The 26,085-nt window shown below is 60.7% G+C and carries 28 protein-coding genes; 23 read left to right on the forward strand and 5 right to left on the reverse strand.

What is annotated here, in order from left to right:
* Positions 1-36 precede the first annotated feature (36 nt).
* The 16 genes from RRH01S_RS20310 to trmB all read left to right on the forward strand — a co-directional run bounded on the left by RRH01S_RS20310 (position 37) and on the right by trmB (position 13,987).
* The gene (locus RRH01S_RS20310; RefSeq protein WP_007695386.1) at positions 37-429 is read left to right on the forward strand and encodes a VOC family protein; all 393 of its coding nucleotides are present in this window, start codon (positions 37-39) and stop codon (positions 427-429) included.
* A gap of 112 nt (positions 430-541) precedes the next feature.
* Positions 542-1,606 (forward strand): tryptophan--tRNA ligase, encoded by a 1,065-nt coding sequence (trpS, locus tag RRH01S_RS20315; RefSeq protein WP_007695387.1) that lies wholly within the window; start codon positions 542-544, stop codon positions 1,604-1,606.
* Between the two features lie 73 nt (positions 1,607-1,679).
* On the forward strand, positions 1,680-2,171 hold the full coding sequence (locus RRH01S_RS20320; RefSeq protein ID WP_007695389.1) for a universal stress protein: 492 nt from the start codon (positions 1,680-1,682) through the stop codon (positions 2,169-2,171).
* A gap of 119 nt (positions 2,172-2,290) precedes the next feature.
* Positions 2,291-2,857, forward strand: a complete 567-nt coding sequence (locus tag RRH01S_RS20325; RefSeq protein WP_007695391.1) for a NifU family protein — start codon at positions 2,291-2,293, stop codon at positions 2,855-2,857.
* A gap of 25 nt (positions 2,858-2,882) precedes the next feature.
* Positions 2,883-3,539, forward strand: a complete 657-nt coding sequence (gene tsaB / locus RRH01S_RS20330; RefSeq protein ID WP_042473934.1) for a tRNA (adenosine(37)-N6)-threonylcarbamoyltransferase complex dimerization subunit type 1 TsaB — start codon at positions 2,883-2,885, stop codon at positions 3,537-3,539.
* 2 nt (positions 3,540-3,541) lie between these two features.
* Positions 3,542-4,036 carry a GNAT family N-acetyltransferase gene (locus tag RRH01S_RS20335; protein WP_042473936.1) on the forward strand — a complete coding sequence of 165 codons (495 nt, stop codon included), beginning with the start codon at positions 3,542-3,544 and terminating at the stop codon, positions 4,034-4,036.
* 38 nt (positions 4,037-4,074) lie between these two features.
* Positions 4,075-4,503 (forward strand): Fur family transcriptional regulator, encoded by a 429-nt coding sequence (locus RRH01S_RS20340; RefSeq protein WP_007695400.1) that lies wholly within the window; start codon positions 4,075-4,077, stop codon positions 4,501-4,503.
* A gap of 30 nt (positions 4,504-4,533) precedes the next feature.
* Positions 4,534-5,331, forward strand: coding sequence for a lyso-ornithine lipid O-acyltransferase (gene olsA / locus RRH01S_RS20345; protein WP_007695403.1), 798 nt, complete (start codon positions 4,534-4,536; stop codon positions 5,329-5,331).
* Between the two features lie 60 nt (positions 5,332-5,391).
* The gene (gene miaB, locus RRH01S_RS20350; RefSeq protein WP_042473939.1) at positions 5,392-6,804 is read left to right on the forward strand and encodes a tRNA (N6-isopentenyl adenosine(37)-C2)-methylthiotransferase MiaB; all 1,413 of its coding nucleotides are present in this window, start codon (positions 5,392-5,394) and stop codon (positions 6,802-6,804) included.
* Positions 6,805-6,833: 29 nt separating this feature from the next.
* Positions 6,834-7,898, forward strand: a complete 1,065-nt coding sequence (locus tag RRH01S_RS20355; RefSeq protein WP_007695406.1) for a PhoH family protein — start codon at positions 6,834-6,836, stop codon at positions 7,896-7,898.
* On the forward strand, positions 7,898-8,404 hold the full coding sequence (ybeY, locus tag RRH01S_RS20360; RefSeq protein WP_007695407.1) for an rRNA maturation RNase YbeY: 507 nt from the start codon (positions 7,898-7,900) through the stop codon (positions 8,402-8,404). The genes RRH01S_RS20355 and ybeY overlap by 1 nt, the downstream gene beginning before the upstream one ends.
* Before the next feature lie 25 nt (positions 8,405-8,429).
* Positions 8,430-9,596 (forward strand): hemolysin family protein, encoded by a 1,167-nt coding sequence (locus tag RRH01S_RS20365; RefSeq protein WP_007695408.1) that lies wholly within the window; start codon positions 8,430-8,432, stop codon positions 9,594-9,596.
* Between the two features lie 79 nt (positions 9,597-9,675).
* Positions 9,676-11,274 carry an apolipoprotein N-acyltransferase gene (lnt, locus tag RRH01S_RS20370; protein ID WP_042473942.1) on the forward strand — a complete coding sequence of 533 codons (1,599 nt, stop codon included), beginning with the start codon at positions 9,676-9,678 and terminating at the stop codon, positions 11,272-11,274.
* Between the two features lie 153 nt (positions 11,275-11,427).
* Positions 11,428-11,847: a helix-turn-helix domain-containing protein gene (locus tag RRH01S_RS20375; RefSeq protein WP_007695410.1), complete on the forward strand. Its 420-nt coding sequence runs from the start codon at positions 11,428-11,430 to the stop codon at positions 11,845-11,847.
* A 188-nt stretch (positions 11,848-12,035) separates the two neighbouring features.
* Positions 12,036-13,289, forward strand: a complete 1,254-nt coding sequence (gene metK / locus RRH01S_RS20380) for a methionine adenosyltransferase (protein WP_007695411.1) — start codon at positions 12,036-12,038, stop codon at positions 13,287-13,289.
* Entirely contained in the window at positions 13,286-13,987 is a 702-nt protein-coding gene (gene trmB / locus RRH01S_RS20385) for a tRNA (guanine(46)-N(7))-methyltransferase TrmB (RefSeq protein WP_042473945.1), read from the forward strand. The genes metK and trmB overlap by 4 nt, the downstream gene beginning before the upstream one ends.
* A 169-nt stretch (positions 13,988-14,156) precedes the next feature.
* Here the strand turns inward: trmB and RRH01S_RS20390 are convergent, their stop codons facing one another.
* Together RRH01S_RS20390 and RRH01S_RS20395 are read right to left on the reverse strand one after the other, a co-directional pair.
* A complete protein-coding gene (locus tag RRH01S_RS20390; RefSeq protein WP_007695413.1) occupies positions 14,157-14,417 on the reverse strand; it encodes a BQ00720 family protein in 261 nt (86 codons plus the stop codon).
* A gap of 45 nt (positions 14,418-14,462) precedes the next feature.
* The gene (locus tag RRH01S_RS20395; protein WP_007695414.1) at positions 14,463-14,894 is read right to left on the reverse strand and encodes an Hsp20 family protein; all 432 of its coding nucleotides are present in this window, start codon (positions 14,892-14,894) and stop codon (positions 14,463-14,465) included.
* Positions 14,895-15,122: 228 nt separating this feature from the next.
* Here RRH01S_RS20395 and RRH01S_RS20400 point away from each other — a divergent pair, with 228 nt between their 5' ends.
* Positions 15,123-16,067 (forward strand): nucleoside hydrolase, encoded by a 945-nt coding sequence (locus RRH01S_RS20400; protein ID WP_042473950.1) that lies wholly within the window; start codon positions 15,123-15,125, stop codon positions 16,065-16,067.
* A gap of 76 nt (positions 16,068-16,143) precedes the next feature.
* On the opposite strand, the gene RRH01S_RS20405 is transcribed toward RRH01S_RS20400, so the two are convergent.
* From RRH01S_RS20405 to RRH01S_RS20415, 3 genes are all read right to left on the reverse strand, one after another.
* On the reverse strand, positions 16,144-18,486 hold the full coding sequence (locus RRH01S_RS20405) for a methyl-accepting chemotaxis protein (protein WP_042474020.1): 2,343 nt from the start codon (positions 18,484-18,486) through the stop codon (positions 16,144-16,146).
* A gap of 230 nt (positions 18,487-18,716) precedes the next feature.
* Positions 18,717-19,616 (reverse strand): ribokinase, encoded by a 900-nt coding sequence (locus RRH01S_RS20410; protein WP_042473953.1) that lies wholly within the window; start codon positions 19,614-19,616, stop codon positions 18,717-18,719.
* Between the two features lie 102 nt (positions 19,617-19,718).
* Positions 19,719-20,915 carry a DNA recombination protein RmuC gene (locus tag RRH01S_RS20415; RefSeq protein ID WP_007695419.1) on the reverse strand — a complete coding sequence of 399 codons (1,197 nt, stop codon included), beginning with the start codon at positions 20,913-20,915 and terminating at the stop codon, positions 19,719-19,721.
* A gap of 186 nt (positions 20,916-21,101) precedes the next feature.
* Between RRH01S_RS20415 and def the strand changes: the two genes are divergently transcribed.
* From def to mqo, 6 genes are all read left to right on the forward strand, one after another.
* Positions 21,102-21,617: a peptide deformylase gene (def, locus tag RRH01S_RS20420; protein WP_007695421.1), complete on the forward strand. Its 516-nt coding sequence runs from the start codon at positions 21,102-21,104 to the stop codon at positions 21,615-21,617.
* A gap of 66 nt (positions 21,618-21,683) precedes the next feature.
* Complete coding sequence (locus RRH01S_RS20425; RefSeq protein ID WP_007695423.1) at positions 21,684-21,944, forward strand: FitA-like ribbon-helix-helix domain-containing protein; 261 nt, start codon at positions 21,684-21,686, stop codon at positions 21,942-21,944.
* Between the two features lie 68 nt (positions 21,945-22,012).
* Positions 22,013-22,432 (forward strand): type II toxin-antitoxin system VapC family toxin, encoded by a 420-nt coding sequence (locus RRH01S_RS20430; RefSeq protein WP_042473958.1) that lies wholly within the window; start codon positions 22,013-22,015, stop codon positions 22,430-22,432.
* Positions 22,433-22,454: 22 nt separating this feature from the next.
* The gene (gene fmt / locus RRH01S_RS20435; protein WP_007695426.1) at positions 22,455-23,402 is read left to right on the forward strand and encodes a methionyl-tRNA formyltransferase; all 948 of its coding nucleotides are present in this window, start codon (positions 22,455-22,457) and stop codon (positions 23,400-23,402) included.
* Positions 23,402-24,199, forward strand: coding sequence for a tRNA pseudouridine(38-40) synthase TruA (gene truA / locus RRH01S_RS20440; protein WP_007695428.1), 798 nt, complete (start codon positions 23,402-23,404; stop codon positions 24,197-24,199). The genes fmt and truA overlap by 1 nt, the downstream gene beginning before the upstream one ends.
* 125 nt (positions 24,200-24,324) lie before the next feature.
* Positions 24,325-26,043, forward strand: coding sequence for a malate dehydrogenase (quinone) (gene mqo / locus RRH01S_RS20445; protein WP_042473963.1), 1,719 nt, complete (start codon positions 24,325-24,327; stop codon positions 26,041-26,043).
* The last annotated feature ends 42 nt before the right edge of the window (positions 26,044-26,085 follow it).

The raw sequence follows: 26,085 nt of genomic DNA on the forward strand, positions 1-26,085 counted from the left end.
GAGGAGGGGACGATTTGCCAAACGCGGAGCTCATGCATGCCCCAATCCCTCTTCCTGATTACCCTCGTCGTCGATGACTACGATCGTGCCAAAACCTTTTACTGCGATTGCCTCGGCTTCGACTGCCTACAGGACGAACCGCAGCCCGAAGGCAAGCGTTGGATCGTGGTGAAGCCAAAGGGCGGTGAGGGTGCGGCGTTGTTGCTCGCACAAGCCGCTGACGACGGGCAGAGGGCCGCTATCGGTAATCAGGCCGGCGGCCGTGTCGGCTTCTTCCTCAAGACCGATGATTTTGCCCGCGATCACGCGGCGATGGTCGCAAAAGGCGTCCGTTTTCTGGAGGAGCCGCGCCATGAGGTCTACGGCACCGTCGCGGTCTTTGCCGATCCCTACGGCAACACCTGGGATCTGATCCAGCATTCTTCCTGAACTCCCGCCACATATCCTCTTGATCCCCGCCTGTCCGCCGTGCATAAGCCCGCCGAACACCAAGGGTCGAGCGCCGCTCGCCCAGGCCCTCCACAAGCCTTTCGAGGACGACATGACCGAATTCAAGCCGCTCGTATTCTCCGGCGTCCAGCCGACCGGCAATCTCCATCTTGGCAATTATCTCGGCGCGATCCGCAAGTTCGTGGCGCTGCAGGAAAACAACGACTGCATGTATTGCGTCGTCGACATGCATGCGCTCACCGCCCAGCTCGTGCATGAGGACATGCGGAGTCAGACGCGGTCGATTACCGCCGCCTTCCTTGCCGCCGGCATTGATCCGGAAAAGCATATCGTCTTCAATCAGTCGACTGTGCCGCAGCATGCCGAACTCGCCTGGATCTTCAATTGCGTCGCCCGCATCGGCTGGATGAACCGCATGACGCAGTTCAAGGACAAGGCCGGCAAGGACCGCGAGCAGGCCTCCCTTGGCCTCTACGCCTATCCGAGCCTAATGGCCGCCGATATTCTGCTTTATCGGGCCACGCATGTGCCGGTTGGTGACGACCAGAAGCAGCATCTGGAATTGACCCGCGATATCGCCATGAAGTTCAATCTGGACTTCATGGAACATATCCGCCGCTCGGGCTACGGCATCGACATCACGGTCGGCGACGAGCCGGTGCATGCCTATTTCCCGATGGTCGAGCCGCTGATCGACGGCCCGGCGCCGCGCGTCATGTCCTTGCGCGACGGCACCAAGAAGATGTCGAAGTCGGATGCCTCTGACCTGTCGCGCATCAACCTGCTCGACGACGAGGAAAACATCTCGAAGAAGATCCGCAAGGCCAAGACCGATCCGGACGGTTTGCCGAGCGAGATCGCCGGTCTTGCCGGACGTCCGGAAGCCGACAATCTCGTCGGCATCTATGCCGCTCTCGCTGACACGTCGAAGGCGGATGTGCTCTCGGAATTCGGCGGCCAGCAGTTCTCCGTCTTCAAGCCGGCTCTGGTTGATCTCGCCGTGCAAGTGCTCTCGCCGATCACCGGCGAGATGCGCCGCCTGATGGCTGATCCCGGTCACATCGATGCCGTCCTGCGCGACGGCGGTGCCCGCGCCCGCGCCCGCGCCGAGGTGACGATGAACCAGGTCCGCGACATCGTCGGCTTCATCTACTAACCATTCCATGAAGGCAGCCCCCGTGCAAAACGGGGGCTTGCAAAACGCCGCCTTCAGGTGGCAGAGTCGTCGCATGGTATCAAAACGTCTCTCACGGCTCGAAGGTCACCGCCGCAAGTTCATGGCGGTCATCGACGGCACGCCTGAATGCCAGCGCGCCGTCCATTATGCCGGCCGGCGGGCCAAGAATTCCAATGGCGGCCTTGTGCTTCTCTATGTGATCCCCGAGGGCGATTTCCAGCAATGGCTGGGTGTCGAGGAGATCATGCGGGCGGAGGCGCGCGAGGAGGCCGAGGCGACGACGGCGAAGGCGGCGCAGATCGTGCGCGAGAATATCGGCATCGACCCGGAGATCGTCATTCGCGAAGGGTCGGCCGCCGAGCAGATCAATGCGATGATCGAGGAAGATCGGGATATCGCACTTCTTGTTCTGGCCGCAGGTTCGGCCAAGGAGGGGCCGGGGCCGCTGGTATCTTCGATCGCAGGGCGTGCCGCTGCCTTTCCGATCCCCGTGACGGTGCTGCCGGATACGTTGACGAATGAGGAAATCGACGCTCTAAGCTGAGTTGGCAAGGGCTAATTCTTGAGGCCTGGTCTCTTGATTAGAGCGGCCAAAAAGCCTATCTTCTTTTGAAATATTCTAAAGTCGGCGCAGGGCTTTCAGCCCGCCGCATGGAGATCAAGATGTTCATTCAGACCGAAGCGACGCCGAACCCCGCGACCCTGAAGTTCCTGCCGGGCAAGGTGGTGATGGAAAGCGGCACGGCCGAATTCCGCAGCGCCGACGAAGCGGAAGTCTCGCCGCTTGCCGCTCGCCTGTTCGATATCCCCGGCGTCAGCGGTGTCTATTTCGGCTACGATTTCATCTCCGTTTCCAAGGACGATCAGGAATGGCAGCATCTGAAGCCCGCCATCCTCGGCTCGATCATGGAGCATTTCATGTCCGGCAAGCCGGTCATGGGCGCAGCATCGGTTCTCTCCGAAGCGCAGGACGCCAGCGGCGAGTTCTTCGATGAGGGCGACGCGACGATCGTGCTGACCATCAAGGAATTGCTGGAGACCCGCGTTCGTCCGGCGGTTGCCCAGGATGGCGGCGACATCACCTTCCGCGGTTTCCGCGACGGCAAGGTCTACCTCAACATGAAGGGATCTTGCGCCGGTTGCCCGTCGTCCACGGCGACGTTGAAGCATGGCATCCAGAATCTGCTGCGCCATTTCGTTCCGGAAGTTCAGGAAGTCGAAGCCGTCTAAATCTTCGCATTTCGGAAAAATAAACATGATTGTACTGGCGCTCGACACGGCAGGTGTGGATTGCGCTGCCGCGGTGTATGATAGCGGCAGTGATTCTGTGATGGGGGAGGTCACGGAGACGATCGGGCGGGGGCATGCTGAGCATTTGATGAATGTTGTCGACGCGGCGCTGGCGAAAGCCGAGATAGCGCTCTCAGGGGTCGAACGCATCGTCGTGACCGTCGGCCCCGGCTCTTTCACCGGCATCCGCATCGGCGTCGCCGCCGCTCGCGGTTTCGCACTCTCCCTCAACATTCCCGCCATCGGCATCACGACCCTTGAGGTCATGGCCGCTAGCGCGCGGGAGCAGAGTCCGGGTCAATCGGTTCTGGCCGCCATCGATGCCAAGCGCGAGGAGATTTATCTCCAGTCCTTTGGCGCCGATGGCTGCCCGCTGGACGAAGCCCGTGCCGTGACGATCGATGAAGCGCGGGCAATCGCCGGCGCCTTCGAGGGCATCGTCACCGGCACGGCCGTCGCCCGGCTCAGCGATGCGCCGCCCGCAGAGCGGCCCGACGCATTTCCGATTGCCGTCGTTGCCCGGCTGGGCGCTGCCAAACTCGTCAGCGACAAGCCGAAACCGCTTTATCTTCGCGGACCCGATGCCAGACCGCAGGCCGGATACGCTGTCGCCAGGCTATAGACATGCTCGAATCCTATCTGACCTTGAAAGCCGAATATGAAATCGTCCCGATGCAGTTACGGGATTGTACTGAAGTCGCCGCCCTGCATGGCGAGCGCTTCGCGCGGGTTTGGGGCGATACCGAGTTCGAGGATCTGCTGTCGCAGGACACGACCTTCGGCTTCGTTGCCCGGCAGACCAACGCCATTCTGAAAAAGCCGCTTCCGGGCTTCGTGCTGGCGCGGCATGTCGCGGGCGAGGCCGAAATCCTGACGATTGCCGTCAGCGCCAAGCTTGGCCGCACCGGCCTTGGCTGGCGGCTGATGCAGGCGGCGCTGCGCGAGGCGCGCAATCGCGGCGGCGAAACCATGTTTCTCGAGGTCGATGGCGTCAATCAGCCGGCCATCGGGCTCTACCGTAAGCTCGGTTTCGAGACGGTCGGAGAGCGCAAGGCCTATTATGTCGATGAAAACGGTGCGAAATCGACGGCGCTTGTCATGCGGCGCGTTCTTCGCTAGTCCGTTGTCATAGACGAAGTGACCGAAGACCGTATTTGATGATCGATCCCGTAAAATCTCTGGAGGAGCTTTGCGCCGAGCGCGGCATGCGTATGACGGAGCAGCGCAAGGTCATCGCCCGCATCATCGAAAGTTCCGAGGATCATCCCGATGTCGAGGAGCTGTATCGCCGCTCCGTCAAGGTGGATGCGAAGATCTCGATTTCGACGGTTTATCGCACGGTGAAGCTTTTCGAGGATGCCGGCCTTCTGGCCCGTCATGATTTCCGCGACGGCCGCTCGCGTTACGAGACTGTGCCGGAAGAGCATCATGATCACCTGATCGATCTGAAGAGCGGCGAGGTGATCGAATTCCACTCGCCGGAGATCGAGGCGCTGCAGGAGCGCATTGCCCGCGAACATGGTTTCAAGCTCGTCGACCATCGGCTGGAGCTCTATGGTATCCCGCTGAAGAAGGACGAACGCTGAGGTGATGACTGTCGTGCCGGAGCGAATGATTTGGTGACCTGGCTGCGCGTCGGCTGTGCCGTCATAGTCATCTTTGCCGTCAGTCTCGTCATGCTGCCGCTGCAGATCCTCTGCCTGCGCTTTGACTGGAAGCTCAGGCGATATTTGCCGCGCTACTGGCACCGCATCGTTTGCTATTGGCTGGGCGTCCGCATCCATGTCGTCGGACAGCCTGAAAGCCGCCGACCCCTGATGCTGGCCGCCAACCATTCGTCCTGGCTGGATATCCTCGTGCTGTCCTCCGTTGCCGACGTCGCCTTCATCGCCAAGTCGGAAGTGCGGGACTGGCCGATCTTCGGTCAGTTCGCGCAATGGCAGAAGAGCGTCTTCATCGAGCGCGAGCAGAAGCGCAAGACCGGCGATCAGGTCAACGAGATCGCCGAGCGCATGGCCAATGGCGAGATCATGGTGCTGTTTCCCGAAGGCACGACATCGGATGGCAACCGTCTGCTGGAGGTCAAATCCTCGCTGTTTGGCGCGGCGGCCGCCGCCCTGCCGAAAACGCCGGATGCGGTCGTGCATGTGCAGCCGGTGGCGGTCGCCTATACCCGCATTCACGGCATCGCCATGGGCCGCTACTACCGCCCGATCGCTGCCTGGCCAGGTGACATCGAGCTGGTACCGCACCTGAAGGACATCGTCGCCTGCGGCGCCATCGATGTCGATGTCTGCTTCGGCGAGGCCGTGGAGTATCGCGCAGACACGAAGCGCAAGGATGTCAGCGCTACCGTCGCGCGGCGCATCCGCAATATGCTCGCAAGCCGGCTGCTTGGCCGCGAGATTGCCTGATATCCGGGCGTTTTCAACTTTTTGATTTTCTCGGCGAGCAAAAGCCACTACATAGCGGCCATGACCAAGGACAGCTTAACTCTCGACGCCCCGGAGCCGACCGCCCTGCAGCTCGGCATCCGCGATGGCTCCAACAGCCGCAAGGTTTTCATCAAGACCTACGGCTGTCAGATGAACGTGTATGACTCGACGCGGATGAGCGATGCGCTCGCCCGCGATGGCTATGAGCCGACCGAGGACATGGAAGAGGCCGACCTGGTCCTGCTGAACACCTGTCATATCCGCGAGAAGGCCGCCGAGAAGGTCTACTCCGCGCTCGGGCGCCTGCGCGATATGAAGAAGCGCAAGGCTGCCGATGGCCGCGAGATGATGATCGGCGTCACCGGTTGCGTCGCCCAGGCCGAGGGCGAGGAAATTCTTCGTCGTGCGCCGGCCGTCGATGTCGTCATCGGCCCGCAGACCTATCACCGTCTGCCGGACGCGCTGCGTCGCGCCAAGGAAGGCCACCGCGTCGTCGATACGGAATATGCGCTCGAGGATAAGTTCGAACATCTGCCGATCGCAGAGAGGTCGAAAATCCGCGCTCGCGGCGTTACCGCGTTCCTGACGGTGCAGGAAGGCTGCGACAAATTCTGCACTTTTTGCGTTGTGCCCTATACGCGTGGCTCCGAAGTCTCCCGTTCTGTCGCCCAGATCGTCGAAGAGGCTGAAAAACTTGTGGATGGCGGAGTGCGCGAAATCACGCTGCTCGGCCAGAATGTCAATGCCTGGCATGGCGCAGGACCGAAGGGCGAGGCCTGGAGCCTCGGCGATCTGCTTTACCGGCTGTCGGAAATTCCGGGTCTTGCCCGGCTGCGCTACACCACCAGCCACCCCCGCGATATGGACGACCGGCTGATATCGGCGCATCGTGACCTGCGTACGCTGATGCCTTATCTGCACCTGCCGGTCCAGTCTGGATCTAACCGTATTCTGAAGGCGATGAACCGTCGGCATACGGCAGCCGAATACTTTGCTCTCATCGAGAAAATCCGCGCTGCACGGCCGGATATAGCCCTTTCCGGCGATTTCATCGTCGGTTTCCCGGGGGAGACAGAACAGGATTTTGCGGATACACTCCGTCTGGTGGAGGAGGTGAACTATGCGCAAGCCTTCTCGTTCAAATATTCGACGCGCCCGGGCACGCCCGGTGCGGAGCTGAAGGACCAGGTGCCGGAAGAGATCAAGGCGGAACGGCTTGAACGGTTGCAGGCGTTGCTATTGAAGCAGCAACACGCTTTCGCCGATGCCTGTGTCGGCAAAGTGGTCGATGTGCTCCTGGAAAAGCCTGGCCGCATGCCGGGACAGTTGATAGGTCGCTCTCCCTGGCTTCAGTCTGTGAATATTGATGCAAAAGCATCGCAAATCGGTGACATTATAAACGTACGAATCACCGGGACCAGCACCAACAGCCTTTTTGCCGAGTTGCTCTAGGTTTCGGACGGCACAAGGAGCCACACCGCTTGAACGGACAGGAATTGGTTTCTTCATCATCGCGCCAGCCCCGCATCGCGAGCGACGCCAATCACTTCATCCTGACGTTCGAGAATAATCGGTTCGCCAGCGAACTTTTCGGACAGTTCGATCAGAATCTGAAGCTGCTGGAGGAGCGTCTTGGCATCGACGCCCGCGCCCGCGGCAACTCCGTCGTCATCACCGGCGATGTCTCGGCCACCAACCAGGCCCGCCGCACCCTAGATTATCTCTATGATAAGCTGCAGAAAGGTGGGAATGTGGAGCGCTCCGACGTGGAAGGGGCAATCCGTATGGCGGTTGCCGCCGACGACCAACTGACGTTGCCGACCATGGAGAAAAAAGCCAAGTTGACGATGGCGCAGATTTCGACGCGCAAGAAGACGATCATCGCGCGCACGCCGACACAGGATGCCTATATGCGGGCGCTGGAGCGTTCCGAGATGGTCTTCGGCGTCGGCCCGGCCGGCACCGGCAAGACCTATCTCGCCGTCGCCCACGCCTGCCAGCTTCTGGAGCGCGGTGCCGTCGAGAAGATCATCCTGTCCCGCCCGGCCGTCGAAGCTGGTGAGCGCCTCGGCTTCTTGCCCGGCGACATGAAGGAAAAGGTCGACCCCTATCTCCGTCCGCTCTATGACGCGCTCTATGACATGATGCCGGCCGACAAGGTCGAACGTGCCATTACCGCCGGCGTCATCGAAATCGCGCCGCTCGCCTTCATGCGCGGCCGCACGCTCGCCAATGCTGTCGTCATCCTCGACGAGGCGCAGAACACTACGGCGATGCAGATGAAGATGTTTCTGACCCGTCTAGGCGACAACGGGCGCATGATCATCACCGGCGACCCGAGCCAGGTCGACTTGCCGCGCGGCATCAAGTCCGGCCTGGTGGAGGCCCTGGATCTGCTGACCGGCGTCGAGGGCATCACCATCGTCCGCTTCAAGGACGTCGACGTCGTCCGTCATCCGCTGGTGGCGCGCATCGTCCGGGCCTATGATGCGACTTATGCCGTTCCTGCTGTGGGCGGTGGCGGTGAGGCCGATCCGCAGATCTGATGGCCGAACTCGATATACAGATCAGCGTCGAGGAGGGCGATTGGCCCTCCGAAGACGTTTTGCAGGCTTTGGCTGAGCGCGTTCTTGGCGTGGCCGCCGCCTATCTCAAAAAAAATGAGAAGCAGCCTTTTCCGAAAACGGCGCTGGAAGTGTCACTCGTCTTCACCGACGATGCCGCGATCCGCGAGATCAATGCGGAATGGCGGGAACAGGACAAGGCGACCAACGTCTTGTCTTTCCCCGCTTTTCCGCTGGTCCCCGGCGGCAAGCCCGGCCCGATGCTCGGCGATATCATCATCGCCAGGGAGACGGTGGAGCGCGAGGCGGTCGAGCTGGAAAAGAGTTTTGACGACCATCTCACCCATTTGATGGTGCATGGTTTCTTGCATCTCTTCGGCTACGACCATATGAATAATAGCGAAGCCGAAAGAATGGAGGGGCTGGAGACTCGCATTTTGGCTGGTCTTGGCCTATCTGATCCCTATGCGGGGCAGGACCCCATTTGACTTGAACCCTGTCCGATCAGGAACAATGAGCGACTTTACGACAAGACCGGCCTCTGAGGCCAAAGACGGCGCCGACACCGCCTCCTCCGATGAGGCAGGCAGTAGTAGCAACGGCAAGCGATCGCAATCTTCCTTCTGGGCACGCGCAGCGCGCATTCTACGTCCGGCTCAAGGGTCAGCACGACTGCGCGAGGATCTCGCCGACGCGTTGATCGCCGGGGCCACCGATGACGACGCCTTTTCGCCGGACGAGCGGGCGATGCTGCACAACATCCTCCGCTTCCGCGAAGTGCGGGTCGAGGACGTCATGGTGCCACGCGCCGATATCGAGGCGGTCGACCAGAACATCACCATCGGCGAGCTGATGATCCTCTTCGAGGAGAGCGGCCGCTCGCGCATGCCGGTCTATGCCGAAACGCTGGATGACCCGCGTGGCATGGTGCATATCCGCGATCTGCTCTCCTATGTCGCCAAGCAGGCGCGCAACAAGCGCCGCGCCGGCAATGGCAAGGCGGCGGCCGCATCGGCAGCGACCCCGGCCGAAAAGCCGGCGCGCTCGGCCAAGCCGAATTTCGACCTTTCTCGCGTCGATCTCCAGAAGACGTTGGCCGAAGCCGGCATCATCAGGAAGATCCTGTTCGTGCCGCCCTCGATGCTTGCCTCGGATCTTCTGCGGCGCATGCAGGTCAACCGTACACAGATGGCGCTGGTCATCGACGAATATGGCGGCACCGACGGTCTCGCATCGCATGAAGACATCGTCGAAATGGTTGTCGGCGACATCGACGATGAACATGACGACGACGAGGTGATGTTCAAGCGTGTCTCCGAAGACGTCTTCGTCGCCGATGCCCGTGTCGAGCTGGAGGAGATCGCCGCGGCGATCGGCTCCGATTTCGATATCAGCGAGCAGGTAGACGAGGTGGATACGCTGGGCGGATTGATCTTCTCTGCGCTTGGCCGCATCCCGGTGCGTGGCGAGGTCGTCCAGGCGCTGCCGGGCTTCGAGTTCCATATTCTCGATGCCGATCCGCGCCGCATCAAAAAGGTTCGCATCACCCGCAAGCGTCATGCCGCGCGTCGTCGTCCGACCAAGGCGGATGGTGAGGGAGGCGGGCTCGACCGCGATCTGCCGTCGCCGGATACGATTTCCGAGGGATCTTCGGCCGAACGGAACGCTGCCAGCCAATAGAACAGCGCTTCAACAGGACAAATCGCTGCTTTTTTGAAAGACTGCGGCCAATTGATTCGCAGTTTGACGGAGCGCGCGCATGGAACGGCTTTCGGGCAAGGTGATCCTCGTCTGGGGTTTCAAACGCGCGCTGCTTGCCATTCTCGCCGGAGCCATCGGTGTTCTGGCGCTGCCGCCCTTCGGCTTCTTCGCGGCGATGTTTGTGTCCTTCACATTGCTCGTCTGGTTATTGGATGGTGCCGCGGCTGGCCCTGACAGCGGTTTTCTTGGCCGGCTTTGGCCGGCTTTTACCACCGGCTGGCTGTTCGGCTTCGGCTATTTCGTCGCCGGTCTTTGGTGGCTCGGCCACGCGCTGCTGATCGATGCCGATCAATTCGCCTGGGCATTGCCGTTGGCGATCCTCGGCCTGCCTGCTTTCCTGGCGATTTTTTACGGTGTAGCGGCGGTGCTTGCCCGCCTGCTCTGGTCCGACGGCATGGGGCGTATTGCCGCACTCGCCTTCGGTTTTGGCCTACTGGAATGGCTGCGCAGCTTCCTTTTTACCGGCTTTCCCTGGAATGCCATCGGTTATGGCGCCATGCCCATTCCGCTGATGATGCAATCGGCGCATGTGATCGGTGTGCTCGGCGTCACCGTACTTGCCGTCTTCGTTTTCGCCGCCCCGGCCTTGCTGGGAACACGCCAGGGCCGAGTACCGGGGATCGGGTTGGCGGTGCTCATCGCCGCCGCGCATTTCGCTTACGGCTACTACGCGCTCAACCTGTCAGTGCCGCCGGCGGCCGGCAAGGCGGCTCCGGTAGTGCGTATCGTGCAACCGGCGATCGACCAGGAAGCCAAGATGGATACGGCCGCCGACCGCAACGCCATCTTCGACAAGCATCTTTCGCTCTCGGTTCAGCCGCCTGTGAATGGCGGCAAGCGGCCCGATATCATCGTCTGGCCGGAAACTGCCATCCCTTTCATTCTGACCGATAATCAGGATGCGCTCACCCGCATTGCCGACCAGCTGGACGACGATCAGATCCTGATCACCGGCGCGGTTCGAGTCGAGGATATGGGACCGGGCGTCGAGCCGCGCTATTACAATTCCGTCTATGTCATCGACGGGCGCGGCCAGATCATCGGTGCCTCCGACAAGACCCATCTCGTTCCTTTCGGCGAATATGTGCCCTTCGAAAATATCCTCGGCTATCTCGGCATCGAGAATGTCGTCGAGCTGCCCGGCGGTTTTTCGGCGGCCGCGAGCCGGCAGTTGCTGGCGCTGCCCGATGGCATCAAACTCTACCCGCTGATCTGCTATGAGATCATCTTTCCGAATGAGATGACGCCGGAAATCCGGCAGGCGGATGCTATTCTCAACGTCACGAATGATGCCTGGTTCGGAGATACGCCCGGTCCCTACCAGCATTTCCTGCAGGCACGAGTGAGGGCGGTCGAGCAGGGGCTGCCGCTGATTCGGAGCGCGAACACCGGTGTTTCAGCCTATGTCGACGCTCACGGACGTTTGATTTCCGGAATTGATTTTAATGAGCAAGGGTTCGTCGACTCCACTTTGAGTGGTGCAACCGTATCGCGCATCGACGATAGCGTAAGGAAAACCTATTTCTGGTTGATCATCGGGATAGTCGGTATGATCGCTGTGATTTCACGCATGGGTTTTATTTCAAGGGTGAATTGACCAAAAAACCCTAAAATTGCATAGTGCTTGCCGAACGCCGTTTTGCACGTAGATCAGAAGCCGGGTGGGCGTCGGCTGCAACGTGGCGTTAATAGGGGCGGTTAAGGGCACCGGGTGACAGGACCTGTATTCAACCTATGTTAGGGTAATGAGATGATTGAGAATAAAAAGAAGCCTAACCCGATCGACATTCATGTCGGTAGCCGCATTCGCCTCCGCCGCACGATGCTGGGCATGAGCCAGGAAAAGCTCGGCGAGAGCCTCGGAATTACATTCCAGCAGATCCAGAAATACGAGAAGGGCACCAACCGCGTTGGCGCCAGCCGCCTTCAGAATATTTCCAGCATTCTTAACGTTCCTGTTTCCTTCTTCTTCGAGGATGCTCCGGGCGATCACACGACGACCGCCGGCGGTTTGGCCGAGGCCTCCAGCTCCAACTATGTTGTTGATTTCCTGTCGTCCTCCGAAGGCTTGCAGCTGAACCGCGCCTTCGTGAAGATTTCCGACGGCAAGGTTCGCCGCAAGGTCGTCGAACTCGTTAAAGCTCTCGCGGCCGAGGCCGACGCGGAGTAGTCGTTTCGACGCAGCGCCATGGTAGCAATGTCGAAAGGCGGCCATTTTGGCCGCCTTTTGCGTGTTTGGCGCAAAAATTTATCACGTCCACCGGGATATAAAGATATATTTATGTCCTTCTGTGGCTTGTTTTTCGGCCGCGACACGAATATCAAAAGAGGAGATTTGTTCTTTGAGGGGAATCCCGCATGCGCGCGAATTATCTGTTTACCAGCGAGTCAGTTGCCGAAGGTCACCCGGATAAAGTTTGTGACCGTATCTCCGATGAAATCGTCGATCTGGTCTACCGCGAAGCTGCAAAGACCGGCATCAACCCCTGGGGTGTACGCATTGCCTGCGAGACCCTTGCTACTACCAACCGTGTCGTCATCGCTGGCGAAGTTCGCCTGCCGCCGAGCCTGATGAAGAAGGACAAGGACGGCAACGACGTCATCAATCCCTCGAAGTTCAAGGCCGCCGCTCGCCGCGCCATCAAGGATATCGGCTACGAGCAGGACGGCTTCCACTGGAAGAAGGCACGCATCGACGTGCTCCTGCATTCGCAGTCCGCCGACATCGCCCAGGGCGTTGACAGCGCTTCCGACCAGCAGGGCGACGAGGGTGCCGGCGACCAGGGCATTATGTTCGGTTATGCCTGCCGCGAAACGCCTGATCTCATGCCGGCGCCGATCTATTATTCGCACAAGATCCTGCAACTGCTCGCGACCGCCCGCAAGAAGGGCGACGGCGACGTTGCCAAGCTCGGTCCGGACGCCAAGAGCCAGGTGACCGTCCGCTACGTCGACGGCAAGCCGTTCGAGGCAACCTCGATCGTGCTGTCCACCCAGCATCTCGACGAAAGCTGGGATTCAAAGAAGGTTCGCGCCGTTGTCGAACCCTATATCCGCGAAGCGCTCGGTGAGCTGAAGATCGCGCATGATTGCAAGTGGTACATCAACCCGACCGGCAAGTTCGTCATCGGTGGTCCGGACGGTGATGCCGGCCTGACCGGCCGCAAGATCATCGTCGACACCTACGGCGGCGCAGCTCCGCATGGCGGCGGTGCCTTCTCCGGCAAGGACACGACCAAGGTCGACCGTTCCGCCGCCTATGCCGCGCGCTACCTCGCTAAGAACGTTGTTGCGGCCAGCCTTGCCGATCGTTGCACGATCCAGCTTTCCTACGCCATCGGCGTTGCCCAGCCGCTGTCGATCTATGTCGACCTGCACGGCACCGGCAACGGCGTTACCGAGGATCAGGTCGAAGAAGCGATCCGCAAGAACATGGATCTTTCGCCGACCGGTATTCGCCGCCACCTCGACCTCAACAAGCCGATCTACGCCAAGACCTCGGCCTACGGCCATTTCGGCCGCAAGGCGGGCCGTGACGGCTCGTTCTCCTGGGAGCGTACGGACCTCGTCAAGGCGCTGAAGGAATCCGTGAAGATCCAGGAAGCTGCATGATCGATACGGAGCGCCGGTCGCGGGCGACGGAAGCATTCTTTGGCCGGCGCAAGGGTAAAGCCTTGCGCGGCCAGCAAGCCGAAAAGCTTGAAACGCTGCTGCCGCAGTATCTTGTCGATCTTTCCACGCCGGCGCCTCTGCCGCTGAATGACCTGTTTCCGGTGCCGACCGAGCGTTTGCGCCTGGAAATCGGTTTCGGCGGCGGTGAGCACCTGATCCACAGGGCGCTCGAGCAGTCGACGACCGGCTTCATCGGCGTCGAGCCTTTCGTCAATTCCATGCAGAAGCTGCTTGCCAGCATCGATGAGACCGGTGCGCGCAATATCCGCGTCTATAACGACGACGCGACGCAACTGCTGCACTGGTTGCCGGACGCCTGCCTCGACCAGATCGATCTGCTCTATCCCGATCCCTGGCCGAAGAAGAAACACTGGAAGCGCCGCTTCGTCTCGCAGGTCAACCTCGAACGCTTCCACCGCGTTCTGAAGCCCGGTGCGCGCTTCTGCTTCGCTTCCGACATCGATACCTATGTCAATTGGACGCTGCAGCATTGCCACGCCCATGGCGGCTTTGAGTGGACGGCGCAGAATGCCGCCGACTGGCTGACACCCTATGAGGGCTGGCCGAGCACACGCTATGAGGCGAAAGCCCGGCGCGAGGGGCGGTCTTCCGCCTATCTGACATTCAAGAAGGTTTGAGCGGCCGTTTCGGGGTCGCCGGAGATTGATCTCCAGACATTCAGGCCCCAGACATGCAGGCTAAGGCTTCCCGTATCGCATCGGGCCTGACGCAGCCGTGCCGGGCTGCGCACATCGAAGCTGCGAAAGTCGCGACGATTTAGGTTTCGCCGCCTCGTCTTGCCGGCACTTAATGCAGGCTGACTGTCTTCAACTCGTCCTCGGCCGCCTTGTAAAAGGTGCTGGACCGGTTGTCGGTCAGAAGGATCGGGGTGCCGTCGGCGCCGAAGAGCGCCCAGAGGTCGACATCGGGATCGATATCGGAAGGCGCTTCCGGGAAGCAGCGGGATACTTCTTCGGAGCGAATTTTCCGGATATAGGCAACCTCACCGCTGCCCAGATGGGCAAGTTCGGATTGGGTCAGGCGGGCAGTGGCTTCTCTCATAAGCATGTTCGTACCTCCAGTATGAGGGACCAACGGCAATCAGCCGTTGTCCTACTGTGAGACCGAAATGTTAATTTTCTTTACCATACGCGCCGGCTCCGGCCGAATGAGGTCGACGGAGAGCAGTCCGTTCTTCAAAACGGCGCCAAGCACCTGCATGCCGTCGGCCAAAACGAAGACGCGCTGGAATTGGCGGGCCGCAATACCGCGATAGAGATAATCGCGTTCTTCCTGCTCCACCTGCCGGCCGCGGATGAGAAGCTGGTTTTCTTCCGTGGTGATGTCGAGCTCGTCCTCGGAGAAGCCGGCAACCGCAAGCGTGATACGCAGGCGTTCGGGCTCGCCCGAAATACGATCGGGGCGCATGCGTTCTATATTGTAGGGGGGGTAACCATCGCTGGCCTTGGAAATCCGCTCCAGCGTCTTTTCCATGGTATCGAAGCCCAGAAGAAGAGGGCTGGCAAAAGGCGTCGTCCGGCTCATCGTCAAGTCCTTGGGTAGCAAGCGACCTTTCCGGACCTGATCGTCAGCACCCGGCAGTCGCTAATATGGGGGCATGGGGAGGGGAGTGCAAGACGGTCCGGCTTCGCAGCTGCGAAATCAGTTTCGCTGGAGAAACGTTCGTCGTCTTCTCGCCCTTGTGGCTGCTTGACAAAGCTCCGGCAGGCTCGCATCAAGTCATGCCGATCTGCACCGGAGGGAGCCACAGATATGACCGAGCCCAGAAAAATCATCATCGATACCGATCCCGGCCAGGACGATGCCGCGGCGATCTTGCTTGCCTTCGGAAGCCGCGAGGAACTCGAGGTGCTCGGCATCACGACAGTTGCCGGCAACGTGCCGCTGGCGCTGACGAGCCGCAATGCCCGCATCGTTTGCGAGCTCTGCAATCGCCGCGACGTCAAGGTCTTTGCCGGTGCCGATGCGCCGATCAAGCGCAAGCTGGTCACCGCCGAGCATGTGCACGGCAAGACCGGCCTCGACGGTCCTGAACTGCCCGAACCGACCATGGCGTTGCAGCCGGGCCATGCCGTCGACTTCATCATCGAGACGCTGCGCAGCGAACCGGAGGGCGCCGTCACACTCTGCACGCTCGGTCCGCTCACCAATATCGCGCTCGCCTTCCAAAAGGCTCCGGATATCGTCGGTCGCGTTCGCGAACTGGTGATGATGGGCGGCGGCTTCTTCGAGGGCGGCAACATCACGCCGGCCGCCGAATTCAACATCTATGTCGATCCGGAAGCCGCCGATGTCGTCTTCCGCTCCGGCGTGCCGATCGTCATGATGCCGCTCGATGTGACCCATCAGCTGCTCACCCGCAAGGATCGCGTCGCGCGCATCGCCGCGATCGGTTCGGCGCCGGCCAAGGCCATGGTCGAGATGCTGGAATTCTTCGAGCGCTTCGACATCGAGAAATACGGTTCCGACGGCGGCCCACTGCACGATCCAACCGTTGTTGCCTATCTGTTGAAGCCGGAGCTATTCAAGGGTCGCGACTGCAATGTCGAGATCGAAATCACCTCGGAACTGACCGTCGGCATGACCGTTGTCGATTGGTGGCATGTGACCGACCGCAAGCATAATGCCAAGGTCATGCGGGATGTCGATGCCGACGGTTTCTTCGCGCTGCTGACGGAACGTTTCGCGCGCATCTGATCATTTGCGCGAACCAATTAAATGCAAAAGGCCGCCGAGATGAACCGGCGGCCTTTTGCATTTCTCATGAACCGGCTCAGAACTCTTCCCAATCGTCCCGTGCCAATGCGTTGGCACCTTGGGTCTGCGGTCGCGCTTTGCGAGTTGGAGCAGCGGCAGGCGAGGTCCGGTGAGCTTGCGCGGGCGTACGCATCTGCTGGGCGGCGGCACGCAGCGCCGAGGCATTGTCCTGGCCGCCATGCGACGTGCGGAAGCGGGCGACAAGCGCTCTCAGCGTCTGGGCTTCGTCGTTCAGCGCCACGCTGGCGGCCGTGGTTTCCTCCACCATCGCCGCGTTCTGCTGCGTCACCTGGTCCATCTGGTTGACCGCGGCGTTGATTTCCTTCAACCCGATTGCCTGCTCGCTGGCCGAAGCCGAGATCTGCCGGATAAGGCTGTTGATCTCCATCACCTGCTCGGCAATCTTGTGCAGCGCATTGCCGGTATGGCCGACAAGATCGACACCTTCCTTCACCTGACCGGCCGAGGTGTTGATCAGGGTCTTGATTTCCTTGGCGGCGTTGGCGGATCTCTGCGCCAGCTCACGCACCTCCTGCGCCACGACAGCAAAGCCCCTGCCTGCCTCGCCGGCGCGAGCGGCTTCGACGCCGGCGTTGAGAGCCAGCAGATTGGTCTGGAAGGCGATCTCGTCGATGACGCTGATGATGCGGGAGACCTCCTGCGACGACTGCTCAATGCCCTGCATGGAGGCGATCGCCTTCTGCACGATCTCGCCGGAGCGTCCTGCATCCTCCGATGCTGCGTTGACGCTGCTTGCCGCCGTGCGTGCGTTCTCGGCGCTGGAGTTGACCTGGGCGGTCAGCTGGTTGAGCGCGGCCGCGGTCTGTTCCAGGCTCGCCGCCTGCTGCTCCGTGCGGCGGGCAAGATCGGAGGCGCTGTTGCTGATTTCGCCGGTGCCGTTACCAATATTGCCGACGCTGAGGTTCATGGTGTGCACGGTCTCTTCGAGGCTTGCGAGGGCCTCGTTGAAATCCTGCTTCAGGCTGGCATATTCGCCGGGGAATTCCTCGGCGATGCGATGGCCGAGATTGCCCTTGGAAAGCTCCGCCAGGCTCTGGCCGAGAATGGTGACGATGCGCCGCTGCAGCGCGACGGTTTCGCCGCGTTCCGTCTCCGAGCGATAACGCTCGCCTTCCGCGGCGCGGCGCTGGTCGTCGGCCTCTGTTTCCAATCGCTTCGCATCGGCAAGCCCAAAGCGGAAGCCTTCGAGCGCCTTGGCGACCGAGCCGATCTCGTCGGTTCCGGTCTGGCCCGTGACAGGTTCGCCATAGTTACCGGCGCTGAGGCTGTTGACGCTGGCAACCAATCCGCTGAGCGGCTTCTGCACGAAGCGGCGGACGGCGGCATAGAGGGCCAGCATGACGGCGGCGAGCACCAGGATGCCGCCAATGATCATCATGTAGGTCTGATCACGCACGGGTGCTTCGATCGCGCTATGCGGCACATCGACAAGAACGACCCAGGTGGCGTTGAGGCCGGGCACAGCGAAAGGATAGACCACGCGGTCGAATGCCTCTCCACTGCCATCGGCGAGGTTTTTCAACAGGCCTGCCGTCGAGGATGTCAGCGCGGCCTTGATGACGTCGGCGCCGTCGCCCTTGTAGTCCTTCATCAGCAGTTCTTTGCTCGGCGCCACCAGCCATTTGTTATCCTGCGAAACCAGCAGCACGCGGCCGGAACCGAAGGGATGCAGGTTTTGCAGCTTGGTGGATAGTGAGGCGAGCGAGATATCGACACCGGAAACGCCGATCATCTTGCCGCCGGACATGACTGGATAGGCGATCGAGCTCATGGTCGTGGGAACCTCGGTGCCCTCGGCCATATAGGGCGGGGTGATCGCGCCCTTGCCGCTGCCGGCGGCGAGCTTCCACCATGCGGCGGTGTAGTCGTTGTCGAAGGTGGAGTACTGGATGCCGCCATCCTTGGTCTTCGACCAATAGGGTGTAAACGCGCCCTTGTCGTTGACGCCTTGATCCTTGTTGCCGGCAAGCTCCGTCGTCTTGCCGTCGAACGTGCCGAGCTGCTCGCAGAACCAGCTGCCGAAGGCGAAGGCGTTCTGTTCGACATTGGCCTTGAGGATATTGATGATGCCTTTGCGGTCGAAGGTATGGCCCTCGTGGCCACGGCCGATCACGGCCGCCATCGAGCGGGCGGCGCTGGCGAGTTCGCCGACATTGGCGGCGATCTCGTTGGAGATGGATTTGGCCTCGCTATTGGCCTGGTCCATCGTCAGCGTCTGGACGCGATCGCGTGTCTGGGAAATCAGCAGGAAATTCGAGACGAACAGGACAAGCGCAATCGCCAGCCCGGTGACCAGGATGAGCTTGGCCGCAAGCGACTTCATACGAAAAATGGACATCATTTCCTCGAGGGCGATGCGTCGGATGCACATTATCCGAATGCAAGGTCGGCACAGGATGGCCCTGTCATGGGGCCGCCGGGAAAATGCCTGCCGCCGCGAGACGTTGATACACGGCAGACGAGAGGAGGATGATGGCGAAGCGGAAAAATTTAATTAACTTGCTTTGCTGAAATATCCCGTTTGCAGGCGATTTCGCCTGCAAACGGGATACTCGAGCACAGTGGGTTTCAAAGACGCGCGACGACGTCGCTTGCAACCGGAATGGCAGGCTGGGCGCCGGGCTTCAGGCAGGCAAGCGAACCGGCGACGGCGGCGCGGCGCAAGCTCGCGTGGAAATCCAGACCCTGGTCGAGGCTGGCGGCGAAATAGCCGCAGAAGGTGTCGCCGGCGCCGACGGTATCGACCGGCTCGATGACGAGGCCCTTGGCGCGCGAAAGCTCGCCATTGCGGATGGCGATGACGCCGTCGCCGCCAAGCGTGACGATCAGCGTCTGCCCAGTCTCGGCATGCAGGCGGGTAAGCGCCGCCTCGCGATCGCTGGCCGACATATTGTCCTGGCCGGCGAGCAGCTCGAATTCGGTTTCGTTGGCGATGACGATGTCGGCGAGACGCCCGAGGCGCGCTGCTTCGGGAATGAGCGGCGCGAGGTTGAGAACCGTGCGCACGCCCTTGGCCTTGGCGGCAGTCAGTGCCGTTTCGACGGCCGCAACCGGGATTTCGAATTGCAGCATCAGCGTATCACTAGCACTCAGCGCATCGACGACGGCGGTTGCGTCTTCGGCCGTCTTCGTGCCGTTGGCGCCGGGGACGACAGCAATCATGTTCTCGCCGTCACCGCCGACCAGGATCAGCGCCGTGCCGGTCGGTTCGGAAACATGAGCCACCGTGGAAAGATCGGTGCCGGCAGCGTCGAGGAGGGCAAGGGCGGGCTCGGCGAAACCATCATTGCCGACGGCACCGGTCAGGCGCACGGTCGAACCGGCGCGGCGCGCGGCCAGCGCCTGGTTGGCGCCTTTGCCGCCGGCGGCGGTGGAAAAGCCGTTGCCGGCCACCGTCTCGCCCGGCTTCGGCAGGCGGTCGGTGGTGGCGATGAGGTCCATGTTGATGGAGCCGAAAATGGTGATCATGGGATGTCCTGCCCTGCTTGCTGGTCGATCATGATCCCGTCACAGCAACTGTGCCTGTTTTGCGGATCATGCGCTGATTTGGCGCGACACTGCCCGAAGCGGTCAGTCCTCGTCAACCACCCTTAGCTTGAGTTGACCGGTGCGATTGTCGATAGGTTTCGGCCGGTCCTCGGCGGCGGGCTTTGCCGGCTCGACGACGGTCTCGAATTCCAGCGCCTCTATCCGCTCGCCACGCCGCGCCAGCTTGTCGGCGGAGGTGACGATCATATCGACATCCTTCTGCGCCATGGCGAAATGCCCCTGCAGCTTTCGCACCCGCTCGTCGAGGCGGGAGAGATCGTCCATCAGATGCGCGACTTCCCCCTGGATCACATGCGCCTGCTCGCGCATACGCTGGTCCTTCAGCACTGCCTGGATGACCTGGATCGACAGCATCAGCAGTGATGGCGAGACGATGACGATGCGCGAGCGCTGTGCCTTCTGCACGATCGCTTCGAAATTCTCGTGGATTTCGGCAAAGATCGATTCGGAGGGGACGAAGAGGAAAGCGGTATCCTGCGTCTCCCCCTGGATGAGATATTTCTCGGCGATATCGCGGATATGCACTTCGAGATCCCGGCGGAATTGCTGTGCGGCGACCTTGCCATGCTCCGGGCCTGCGGCAGTGGCGTTGCGGATGGCGTTCCAGGCTTCCAGCGGAAATTTGGCATCGATGACCAGCGGTGGTGAGCCGTTCGGCATACGGATGGTGCAGTCCGGCCGCGAACCGTTCGACAGCGTGGGTTGAAACGCATAGGCGCCCATCGGCAACCCGTCGGCGATGATCGTTTCCATGCGTGCTTGGCCGAAGGCACCGCGCGTCTGCTTGTTGGAGAGAATTGCTTGAAGGCCTACGACATCCTTCGCCAGCGACTGGATATTGGTCTGCGCCGCGTCGATGACGGCCAGCCGCTCCTGCAGACGGCGCAGGTTCTCGTGCGTCGAGCGCGTCTGTTCGCCGATCGTCGCCGTTACCCGCTGTGACATGCCATCCAGACGCTGACCAATGGCCTGATTGAGCTCTGCCTGCCGCGAGCCGAAGACCTCGGTCATGGCGGCAAGCCGCCCCTGCATCTCCGTCTGCGCCCTGAGGATCGCCGCCATGTTGTGCTCGGCATCCTCGGCCCGCAGCATATCCTCCTCCGATTGCCGCCTTCTGCCGTTGATGACAAGGACGATCACGATGATCAGGAGCAGAATGATAAGGCCGGTCAGAGCCGGGACTGCGGGAATTGCCTGGCCGAAGAGGGTAAAGGACATGATATCGTATATACTCGTGGAACTCTTGCCGGCACCATAACAAAACCGCGAAGAATATCCAGATCAAAACGTGAACAAAATTCCGGGGCGTCTTTGTCGACCCGAAGCCGTAGTCGTTGAAAAAACACGCTTCGACTGCCAACTAGATAATTCCATCGCGCCAAAAGATGCGTTATGGGAAACGTCATGACGATCAAGCCACTCATCATTTTGCCCGATCCGCTGCTCCGCCAGGCCTCCAAGCCCATCGAGCGTGTCGATACCGAAATTCTGCGCCTTGCCGACGACATGCTGGAAACCATGTACGACGCACCGGGCATCGGCCTTGCAGCCGTCCAGATCGGCGTGGCCCGCCGCATGCTGGTGATCGATGTCGCGCGTGAAGGCGAGGACAAGCAGCCGCTGGTCTTCATCAATCCCGAGGTCGTCGCCTCGTCGGACGAGCGTTCGGTATATGAGGAAGGCTGTCTCTCCATTCCGGACTATTACGCCGAGGTCGAACGCCCGGCCCGTGTCACCGTCAAGCACATCGACCGCGACGGCAAGGAACAGCTCATCGAAGCCGACGGCTTGCTCGCCACCTGCCTGCAACACGAGATCGATCACCTGAACGGCGTGCTGTTCATCGACTATATCTCGCGGCTGAAGCGCGAGATGGTGATCAAGAAATTCACCAAGGCGGCCAAGTCGAAGGCGCTTTGAGTAGTCGCCGTTGAAAGATGCGGCTGAAGCGCCTATGATATCATTGATATCAAATGGAGGTGCTGAATGAGCGACCTTTTGCTACGCGGCATGGACGAGGCACTGAAAAAGCAATTGCAAGCGAATGCCAATCGACATGGCCGAAGTCTTTCCGATGAGGCAATTGATCTGCTACGCCAATCTCTTGGGCGTCAGCTGAATTCAGGTACCTCTGCGGGGCAGAGACTGCGGGCCATTCTTGGCAAAGAGAAATTGACCGAGGATGAGATCGAGGCAATTGCCGCTTTCCGGCATGCACCGGATCGCGAGCCGCCGCGGTTCGAGTGACTGCACTGTACAACAGGCTGTGTTGCAGGAGATGCTGCTGTGAGTGATCTCCTACTCGGAGATTCCGAATGATCGTTCTAGACACCAATGTCATATCGGAGCTGCAGGGGCGGTTATACAGCGATCGGATACTTTCGTGGCTCGATGCTCACGATGCTGAGGCTGTTTTTCTGACAACGATTACCATTGGCGAGGTTCGTTTTGGACTGGAACTTCTGGTCGAGGGCAAGCGCAAAGCTGGGTTGCTTTCGGAATTGGAGGCAATCGAAGCAGAGTTTACCGGACGTATTCTTGTTTTTTCGCCAAACGCTGCTCATCACTACGGGGTGATTTCTGCCCAACGCCACAAGATCGGGCGACGCATGGAAACCAAGGATGCCATGATCGCCGCCATCTGCCTTGCGCATGGCGCAACATTGGCGACGCGGAATACAAAAGATTTCGAAGGGCTTGATCTTAGGCTCGTAAACCCGTTTGAAGGCGGCTAATTTAGTTAGCCGGACGGATCGCATGTCGCTCAGCATTATCTTTATGGGAACGCCCGAATTTTCCGTGCCGACGTTGCGGTCGCTGATCGATGCCGGTCATAAGATCCGTGCCGTCTATACGCAGCCGCCGCGTCCCGGCGGGCGGCGTGGGTTAGACCTGCAGAAGTCGCCGGTGCATCAGGCGGCGGAGCTGTTGGGCCTGCCGGTATTCACGCCGGTCAATTTCAAGGATCAGGAAGAGCGCCAGCGTTTTCGCGAGCTCGATGCCGATGTCGCCGTGGTTGTCGCCTACGGTCTGCTGTTGCCCGAGGCGATCCTCACCGGCACGCGGCTCGGCTGCTATAACGGCCATGCCTCGTTGCTGCCGCGCTGGCGCGGGGCCGCTCCCATCCAGCGGGCGATCATGGCCGGCGATAAGAAGACCGGCATGATGGTGATGAAGATGGACAAAGGCCTCGACACCGGCCCGGTCGCCCTGACCCGCGAAGTCGAGATCGGCGGCACCATGACTGCCGGCGAATTGCATGACAAACTGATGCAAGCCGGCGCCAAGGCGATGGCCGAGGCGATGAACAAGCTGGAATATAATGAGCTGCCGCTGACCGAGCAGCCCGCCGAGGGCGTCGTCTACGCCGCCAAGATCGACAAGGGTGAGACCCGCATCGATTTCAGCAAGCCGGCCGCCGATGTTCACAATCATATTCGCGGCCTGTCGCCCTTTCCGGGCGCCTGGTTCGAAATGGAAATTGCGGGCAAGCCGGAGCGTGTGAAGGTGCTTGGCTCCGAACTTGCCGAGGGCGAGCGCGCTGTCGGTGAAGTGCTGAGCGACGATCTGGCGATTGCCTGCGGTTCCGGTGCTGTCAGGCTGACGAAGCTGCAGAAGGCCGGTGGCAAGCCGATGGCCGCGGCCGACTTCCTGCGCGGCACGCCAGTCGCGGCGGGCACGATACTGGCGCTGGGACCCGTCTGATGCCGCGCTACCGTATGACCGTCGAATATGACGGCATCCCCTATGTCGGCTGGCAACGTCAGAACAACGGTCCTTCCGTACAGGGCGCGATCGAGCGCGCCATCCTGTCGTTGACGGGTGAGACGGCTTCCGTTCGCGGCGCGGGACGCACCGATTCCGGCGTGCATGCCGTGGGTCAGGTGACCCATGCCGATCTGTCCAAGGAATGGAAGCCGCACACGCTGCGCAATGCGCTCAACGCCCATCTGCGGCTTGCCGGCGACCGTGTCGCCATTCTGAATGTCATGGAAGTCGATGCCAGCTTCGACGCCCGTTTTTCGGCAATCCGCCGGCACTATCTTTATCGCATTATCGTCCGCCGCGCGCCGTTGGCGCTGGAGGCCGGGCGCGCCTGGTGGGTGGCGAAGGATATGGATCACGAGGTCATGCATACAGCGGCGCAAACCCTGGTCGGCCGGCACGATTTCACGACCTTTCGATCGGTGCATTGTCAGGCCAACAGCCCGGTGCGCACGCTTGACCGACTGGATGTGACGCGGAGTGGCGAGCTGATCGAGATCCGCGCCACGGCGCAAAGTTTCCTGCACAATCAGATCCGTTCCTTTGCCGGAACGCTGAAGCTCGCGGGCGAAGGCAAGTGGACGCCGGACGATGTGCGAACCGCATTGGAGGCGCGCGACCGCAAGGCTTGCGGCCCTGTTGCGCCGCCGGACGGGCTCTATTTCATGCAGGTGGATTATCGTGATGATGCCGGTTCCGCGCCGCCGATCCCCGACGACGAATCGGACGATTCGTAAGGTACCCCATCCAGGTCTGGGGGAGTGATACATTATGTCGCGCGCATACTTGTCACGGCACAATCGATGGCTTATAGCCTCGCCCGGGAGGATCTATAGCCGAATGATATGAGGCAGGATTAGCGATGCCCAACAATCCCAAGAGCATCAAGACGCGCGCCGAACGCTCTTCCACCATTGAGATGAGCCGGCGGCAACTTCTTGGATCCGCAGCCGCCAGCGCCGCTGCTTTCAGCCTTCCCGCACTGCCCAGCTGGGCTGCCCCTGCCGAGAGAGCAGTGGATGTTCTCCTTGTCGGCGGTGGCATCATGAGCGCGACGCTCGGTGTTCTCCTGACCGAGCTGGAGCCCTCCTGGACGATCGAAATGCTTGAGCGGCTCGATGATGTCGCACTGGAAAGCTCCAACGGCTGGAACAACGCCGGGACCGGCCATTCGGCTCTAGCCGAACTCAACTACACGCCCCAGGACGAGAACGGCACCGTCCATATCAGCAAAGCGGTCGAGATCAACGAATCCTTCCAGATATCCCGCCAGTTCTTTGCCCATCAAGTGGATGTGGGTGTTCTGAAAAACCCGCGTTCTTTCATCAATTCGACGCCCCACATGAGTTTTGTCTGGGGTGACAAGAATACCGACTTCCTGGAAAAGCGTCATCAGGCGCTGAAGGCAAGCCCGCTCTTTTCCGGCATGAAGTTCTCGCGCGATCACGACGAGATCGCGAAATGGGTTCCGCTCATGATGGAAGGGCGCGACCGCTCGCAGAACATCGCGGCGACATGGTGCCCGCTCGGAACAGACGTGAATTTCGGCGAGATCACCCGGCAATATGTCGCGCATCTCAAGAGCCAGTCGACCTTCAAGTTGCACACCTCTTCGGAAGTGCACGCGATTGAGCGTAACGAAGACGGCAGCTGGCGCGTCACCTACGCGGATACCAAGGACGGCTCCAGCAAGGGCACGATCAACGCGAAGTTTCTGTTCCTTGGTGCCGGCGGCGCTGCCCTGCCATTGCTTCAGATGTCCGGCATTCCCGAAGGTGACGATTACGCCGGCTTCCCCGTCGGCGGCTCGTTCCTCGTCTGCGACAATCCCGATGTGACAAGCCTGCATCTGGCAAAGGCCTATGGCCAGGCTTCAACCGGTGCGCCGCCCATGTCCGTGCCGCATCTCGACACGCGCATGCTGGACGGAAAGCGGGTGGTTCTGTTCGGACCCTTCGCGACCTTCTCCACCAAGTTCCTGAAAGAGGGATCCTATCTCGATCTGCCCGCCTCGGTGACGCTCGACAATATCTGGCCGATGATCCGGGTGGCCCTGGATGAGTTCAGCCTTGTCGAATATCTGGCGGGCCAGCTGATGCTGTCCGATGAGAACCGTCTGGCGGCGCTGCGCGAATATTTCCCGCATGCCAAGGCGGAAGATTGGCGCCTATGGCAGGCTGGCCAGCGTGTTCAGATCATCAAGCGCGACGAAGAAAAAGGTGGCGTCCTGAAGCTCGGGACTGAAATCGTTGCGTCGAAGGACGGCAGTATTGCCGCGCTGCTCGGCGCTTCGCCCGGCGCATCCACCGCGCCGCCCATCATGCTCGATCTGCTCAAGAAGGTATTCGCCGAGCGGCTCGCGACGGCCGAATGGCAGGAAAAGATCCACAATATTGTTCCGAGCTATGGCGTGAAGCTGAACGAGACTCCTGAGGTGCTTGCTAAAGAGTGGGCCGCGACGGCCGGTCGGCTGCAACTGGCCATCGCTTCGCCGGCCATCGATGCGTCTGCGCTGGCAAAGCCCGATGGGACGAGTGCTCCGAACGGTGCAGTCAAGCATGTTCCGGATATGGCACTCTGATTGTGCTCCGGCACGATCGGCTCTGATGCGTCTTTGGAACTA

It is taken from the genome of Rhizobium rhizogenes NBRC 13257, assembly GCF_000696095.1.
GTDB classification, from domain to species: domain Bacteria; phylum Pseudomonadota; class Alphaproteobacteria; order Rhizobiales; family Rhizobiaceae; genus Rhizobium; species Rhizobium rhizogenes.

Bases quoted from the DNA above. Each gene is read 5' to 3' on its own strand.
- RRH01S_RS20340 (WP_007695400.1), top strand. From the start codon at position 4,075: ATGATCGATCCCGTAAAATCTCTGGAGGAGCTTTGCGCCGAGCGCGGC.
- trpS (WP_007695387.1), top strand. From the start codon at position 542: ATGACCGAATTCAAGCCGCTCGTATTCTCCGGCGTCCAGCCGACCGGC.
- metK (WP_007695411.1), top strand. From the start codon at position 12,036: ATGCGCGCGAATTATCTGTTTACCAGCGAGTCAGTTGCCGAAGGTCAC.
- RRH01S_RS20405 (WP_042474020.1), bottom strand. From the start codon at position 18,486: ATGTCCATTTTTCGTATGAAGTCGCTTGCGGCCAAGCTCATCCTGGTC.
- RRH01S_RS20320 (WP_007695389.1), top strand. From the start codon at position 1,680: ATGGTATCAAAACGTCTCTCACGGCTCGAAGGTCACCGCCGCAAGTTC.
- RRH01S_RS20425 (WP_007695423.1), top strand. From the start codon at position 21,684: ATGAGCGACCTTTTGCTACGCGGCATGGACGAGGCACTGAAAAAGCAA.
- RRH01S_RS20400 (WP_042473950.1), top strand. From the start codon at position 15,123: ATGACCGAGCCCAGAAAAATCATCATCGATACCGATCCCGGCCAGGAC.
- RRH01S_RS20430 (WP_042473958.1), top strand. From the start codon at position 22,013: ATGATCGTTCTAGACACCAATGTCATATCGGAGCTGCAGGGGCGGTTA.
- RRH01S_RS20390 (WP_007695413.1), bottom strand. From the start codon at position 14,417: ATGCTTATGAGAGAAGCCACTGCCCGCCTGACCCAATCCGAACTTGCC.
- def (WP_007695421.1), top strand. From the start codon at position 21,102: ATGACGATCAAGCCACTCATCATTTTGCCCGATCCGCTGCTCCGCCAG.
- RRH01S_RS20365 (WP_007695408.1), top strand. From the start codon at position 8,430: ATGAGCGACTTTACGACAAGACCGGCCTCTGAGGCCAAAGACGGCGCC.
- RRH01S_RS20415 (WP_007695419.1), bottom strand. From the start codon at position 20,915: ATGTCCTTTACCCTCTTCGGCCAGGCAATTCCCGCAGTCCCGGCTCTG.
- RRH01S_RS20325 (WP_007695391.1), top strand. From the start codon at position 2,291: ATGTTCATTCAGACCGAAGCGACGCCGAACCCCGCGACCCTGAAGTTC.
- fmt (WP_007695426.1), top strand. From the start codon at position 22,455: ATGTCGCTCAGCATTATCTTTATGGGAACGCCCGAATTTTCCGTGCCG.
- mqo (WP_042473963.1), top strand. From the start codon at position 24,325: ATGCCCAACAATCCCAAGAGCATCAAGACGCGCGCCGAACGCTCTTCC.
- RRH01S_RS20410 (WP_042473953.1), bottom strand. From the start codon at position 19,616: ATGATCACCATTTTCGGCTCCATCAACATGGACCTCATCGCCACCACC.
- truA (WP_007695428.1), top strand. From the start codon at position 23,402: ATGCCGCGCTACCGTATGACCGTCGAATATGACGGCATCCCCTATGTC.
- lnt (WP_042473942.1), top strand. From the start codon at position 9,676: ATGGAACGGCTTTCGGGCAAGGTGATCCTCGTCTGGGGTTTCAAACGC.
- RRH01S_RS20395 (WP_007695414.1), bottom strand. From the start codon at position 14,894: ATGAGCCGGACGACGCCTTTTGCCAGCCCTCTTCTTCTGGGCTTCGAT.
- RRH01S_RS20335 (WP_042473936.1), top strand. From the start codon at position 3,542: ATGCTCGAATCCTATCTGACCTTGAAAGCCGAATATGAAATCGTCCCG.
- trmB (WP_042473945.1), top strand. From the start codon at position 13,286: ATGATCGATACGGAGCGCCGGTCGCGGGCGACGGAAGCATTCTTTGGC.
- RRH01S_RS20310 (WP_007695386.1), top strand. From the start codon at position 37: ATGCCCCAATCCCTCTTCCTGATTACCCTCGTCGTCGATGACTACGAT.
- RRH01S_RS20375 (WP_007695410.1), top strand. From the start codon at position 11,428: ATGATTGAGAATAAAAAGAAGCCTAACCCGATCGACATTCATGTCGGT.
- tsaB (WP_042473934.1), top strand. From the start codon at position 2,883: ATGATTGTACTGGCGCTCGACACGGCAGGTGTGGATTGCGCTGCCGCG.
- ybeY (WP_007695407.1), top strand. From the start codon at position 7,898: ATGGCCGAACTCGATATACAGATCAGCGTCGAGGAGGGCGATTGGCCC.
- miaB (WP_042473939.1), top strand. From the start codon at position 5,392: ATGACCAAGGACAGCTTAACTCTCGACGCCCCGGAGCCGACCGCCCTG.